Below are 4503 nucleotides of genomic sequence, written 5' to 3'. Positions count from 1 at the left end.
CATCGGTCATACTGCCAAACTAGCAACAGAACCCTACCTGTGTAAGTTAGGACTGAACCAAGTCAGATAGTTCACCCAGCTCCGGGGTGTGTAAGTTAGGACTGAACCAAGTCAGATAGTTCACCCAGCTCCGGGGTGTGTAAGTTAGGACTGAACCAAGTCAGATAGTTCACCCAGCTCCGGGGTGTGTAAGTTAGGACTGAACCAAGTCAGATAGTTCACCCACTAAGAGCAAGCTCCATGTTTCAAGATTGAAGATCGAACGGGTGAGTTGCCGGAGCAAGCTATAGTTTTTGTGTACACAAACCCGCTTGACCCCCACCAGTCCAGTCACTGACTGGTCGCTACGCTGGATTTCCCCTGAAAAGGGGTTTGTACGGGCTTCTGTGGGATTTTTAGCTATTTCACGTATAAGCCCCCCCCCCCGCTAGCCTTATCTCTTTTTAAGGGCTCCGCGGGAAGATTTGTGATTTGCGGGTCTGTGACAGCGGGTGTGCTGATTCCTCAAATCAGCAATTAAGTTCAGTGCCAGAGTTATTAGGATGTTGAAAGCGATTTAGAGAATAACATATCGGTTCGTGTTCTGAGTGATCCATCAATTAGTAATAAACCCCACGCTTCAAAAGCGTGGGGTTTGGCGGAATCGGAGGGATTCGAACCCTCGAAGCTGGGAAAGCTTCAAGCTTGTCGAGGCTTGTGCAATAGACCGCTCTGCTCACGATTCCTGGGCCTTTTTCAAAGCCTATAAACATCTTACCATCTTTTATTATGCTTAGAGCATAATTGTCTAGCCTCTGTCTGTAGAATATTATATATAGTTAATATTCTACAGACAGAGGCTAGACAATTCAGATAGGGTGATATATGCTGAATTTAGCTGGGAAAGCTTCAAGTCTTAAAACTTGATTTAACCCGCCCCCTAAAAGGGGCGGGTTTTTTATTCCTACTGATGATTTACTGTGAGCGTCTTATCAAGCTAATGGACTTTCGACAGTTTTTTGGCAGTCGGATTCGCTCAGTTCATCAAGTCGTTCTTTTCTAGCTCGGTAAGTTCGGCGCCTTACAGTATCGATTGATAGACCGAAATGCTCGCAGGTTTCTGGCCAAGTATGGCCGTCATCATCGTGGTATCTGCGGATAGCCTCACGCTCTTCAGCCTTGTCGCGGATCCATTGAGAGCGAGGAGTCGCCACGAGGCGGCGTATCGTCCGTTCGCTGACTCCCAATCGACGGGCGGCCTCTTTCGCAGTAACCGGGCGCTTTTTGTTTGTTTCTAGGGCTGTCAAAGATTCAGTACTTCCTGTTTCATTTCGGCAAGGCTCTTTCCCCTAAGACGAGCTTGGGCGGACTTGTGGCCTCGGGCGGATTGGATAGCAATGAAGTTAGCTTCGTAGACGGCTTGTCCGTCACTCCACATGCGGCTTTTCGTAACGATCCACTTGTGAATTGACTTAGCTATCTGAGTAACCTCTGTGCGGCTTAGTGGGTCAGTGGTGAACATCTCTTGATTCATCTGTTGAGCGCACTGTTCGATTGCTTCACGCAGGCCCCCGCTATCTCCCCAATGATTACGAACTTCTCTGTAAGCCCATGTTCTAGCGGTTTCGAAGATTGAGCAGTTGCGGCCTAGCCCGATGGTGTTTCGGCGCTTGGTCCGTCTCCATGAGGCTGCCGGCATGTCCCCTGCTTCTGTGAGCCAGTGGCTGAGCTCTTCGAGATCATAGAGGTGATCAGTTACCAGCTCGGAATCCCATGCAGTGTGCAGAGGATTCTTGGTCATGAGGCCCGAATAGCCCTTGTCGCCGTCGCATGAACGGCGCAGTCCCTCGGTAACAGCGGCTGCGAACGCGAGCGGCTTTCGACGTGCGTACTCGGTTCGACTAAACGGCACAGCCAACGCCCATACGGCGTGAGCGTGGCCATTGGCTGGATTCTCTACGATGACGTTGGGCAGCATATGCTCATGCTCCCAAAGCGCTATAGCTCTTGCGTCCTCATCATCGATGTCGACCACGAGCAGATCGCTGACCGTTTTTGGATTTGTCTCGATGTATTTGAATCCAGCCAGTGCTTTCTGTCGTGACTGCCGGTAGATACCGTCGATGAAGTCATTCGTGCACAGCGGGCGTAGCGGAAGATAGAGTTGCTCCCATTCTTGCTTGAGCTGTGCATCGGTCATACTGCCAAACTAGCAACAGAACCCTACCTGTGTAAGTTAGGACTGAACCAAGTCAGATAGTTCACCCAGCTCCGGGGTGTGTAAGTTAGGACTGAACCAAGTCAGATAGTTCACCCACTAAGAGCAAGCTCCATGTTTCAAGATTGAAGATCGAACGGGTGAGTTGCCGGAGCAAGCTATAGTTTTTGTGTACACAAACCCGCTTGACCCCCACCAGTCCAGTCACTGACTGGTCGCTACGCTGGATTTCCCCTGAAAAGGGGTTTGTACGGGCTTCTGTGGGATTTTTAGCTATTTCACGTATAAGCCCCCCCCCCCGCTAGCCTTATCTCTTTTTAAGGGCTCCGCGGGAAGATTTGTGATTTGCGGGTCTGTGACAGCGGGTGTGCTGATTCCTCAAATCAGCAATTAAGTTCAGTGCCAGAGTTATTAGGATGTTGAAAGCGATTTAGAGAATAACATATCGGTTCGTGTTCTGAGTGATCCATCAATTAGTAATAAACCCCACGCTTCAAAAGCGTGGGGTTTGGCGGAATCGGAGGGATTCGAACCCTCGAAGCTGGGAAAGCTTCAAGCTTGTCGAGGCTTGTGCAATAGACCGCTCTGCTCACGATTCCTGGGCCTTTTTCAAAGCCTATAAACATCTTACCATCTTTTATTATGCTTAGAGCATAATTGTCTAGCCTCTGTCTGTAGAATATTATATATAGTTAATATTCTACAGACAGAGGCTAGACAATTCAGATAGGGTGATATATGCTGAATTTAGCTGGGAAAGCTTCAAGTCTTAAAACTTGATTTAACCCGCCCCCTAAAAGGGGCGGGTTTTTTATTCCTACTGATGATTTACTGTGAGCGTCTTATCAAGCTAATGGACTTTCGACAGTTTTTTGGCAGTCGGATTCGCTCAGTTCATCAAGTCGTTCTTTTCTAGCTCGGTAAGTTCGGCGCCTTACAGTATCGATTGATAGACCGAAATGCTCGCAGGTTTCTGGCCAAGTATGGCCGTCATCATCGTGGTATCTGCGGATAGCCTCACGCTCTTCAGCCTTGTCGCGGATCCATTGAGAGCGAGGAGTCGCCACGAGGCGGCGTATCGTCCGTTCGCTGACTCCCAATCGACGGGCGGCCTCTTTCGCAGTAACCGGGCGCTTTTTGTTTGTTTCTAGGGCTGTCAAAGATTCAGTACTTCCTGTTTCATTTCGGCAAGGCTCTTTCCCCTAAGACGAGCTTGGGCGGACTTGTGGCCTCGGGCGGATTGGATAGCAATGAAGTTAGCTTCGTAGACGGCTTGTCCGTCACTCCACATGCGGCTTTTCGTAACGATCCACTTGTGAATTGACTTAGCTATCTGAGTAACCTCTGTGCGGCTTAGTGGGTCAGTGGTGAACATCTCTTGATTCATCTGTTGAGCGCACTGTTCGATTGCTTCACGCAGGCCCCCGCTATCTCCCCAATGATTACGAACTTCTCTGTAAGCCCATGTTCTAGCGGTTTCGAAGATTGAGCAGTTGCGGCCTAGCCCGATGGTGTTTCGGCGCTTGGTCCGTCTCCATGAGGCTGCCGGCATGTCCCCTGCTTCTGTGAGCCAGTGGCTGAGCTCTTCGAGATCATAGAGGTGATCAGTTACCAGCTCGGAATCCCATGCAGTGTGCAGAGGATTCTTGGTCATGAGGCCCGAATAGCCCTTGTCGCCGTCGCATGAACGGCGCAGTCCCTCGGTAACAGCGGCTGCGAACGCGAGCGGCTTTCGACGTGCGTACTCGGTTCGACTAAACGGCACAGCCAACGCCCATACGGCGTGAGCGTGGCCATTGGCTGGATTCTCTACGATGACGTTGGGCAGCATATGCTCATGCTCCCAAAGCGCTATAGCTCTTGCGTCCTCATCATCGATGTCGACCACGAGCAGATCGCTGACCGTTTTTGGATTTGTCTCGATGTATTTGAATCCAGCCAGTGCTTTCTGTCGTGACTGCCGGTAGATACCGTCGATGAAGTCATTCGTGCACAGCGGGCGTAGCGGAAGATAGAGTTGCTCCCATTCTTGCTTGAGCTGTGCATCGGTCATACTGCCAAACTAGCAACAGAACCCTACCTGTGTAAGTTAGGACTGAACCAAGTCAGATAGTTCACCCAGCTCCGGGGTGTGTAAGTTAGGACTGAACCAAGTCAGATAGTTCACCCAGCTCCGGGGTGTGTAAGTTAGGACTGAACCAAGTCAGATAGTTCACCCAGCTCCGGGGTGTGTAAGTTAGGACTGAACCAAGTCAGATAGTTCACCCACTAAGAGCAAGCTCCATGTTTCAAGATTGAAGATCGAA

At 50.1% G+C, this 4503-nt stretch carries 2 protein-coding genes and 2 tRNA genes; all 4 read right to left on the bottom strand.

Translation table 11 applies throughout. The annotated features are described in order from the left end of the window. Nucleotides 1–635 precede the first annotated feature (635 nt). Nucleotides 636–725 (bottom strand) — tRNA-Ser (locus AACP62_RS08265). A 557-nt stretch (nt 726–1282) separates the two neighbouring features. Next, the gene (locus tag AACP62_RS08260) at nt 1283–2179 is read right to left on the bottom strand and encodes a replication initiation protein (RefSeq protein WP_339347669.1); all 897 of its coding nucleotides are present in this window, start codon (nt 2177–2179) and stop codon (nt 1283–1285) included. A gap of 527 nt (nt 2180–2706) precedes the next feature. Next, nucleotides 2707–2796 (bottom strand) — tRNA-Ser (locus AACP62_RS08255). Between the two features lie 557 nt (nt 2797–3353). Continuing rightward, complete coding sequence (locus AACP62_RS08250) at nt 3354–4250, bottom strand: replication initiation protein (RefSeq protein ID WP_339347669.1); 897 nt, start codon at nt 4248–4250, stop codon at nt 3354–3356. Between the last annotated feature and the right edge of the window lie 253 nt (nt 4251–4503).

The organism is Bifidobacterium apis, from assembly GCF_036986835.1.
GTDB lineage: Bacteria > Actinomycetota > Actinomycetes > Actinomycetales > Bifidobacteriaceae > Bombiscardovia > Bombiscardovia apis_A.
This window is presented reverse-complemented; position numbering and strand designations above follow the sequence as displayed.

What these genes read in the sequence shown, in the direction of transcription:
- AACP62_RS08260 (WP_339347669.1), bottom strand. Translation starts at nt 2,179, where the DNA reads ATGACCGATGCACAGCTCAAGCAAGAATGGGAGCAACTCTATCTTCCG.
- AACP62_RS08250 (WP_339347669.1), bottom strand. Translation starts at nt 4,250, where the DNA reads ATGACCGATGCACAGCTCAAGCAAGAATGGGAGCAACTCTATCTTCCG.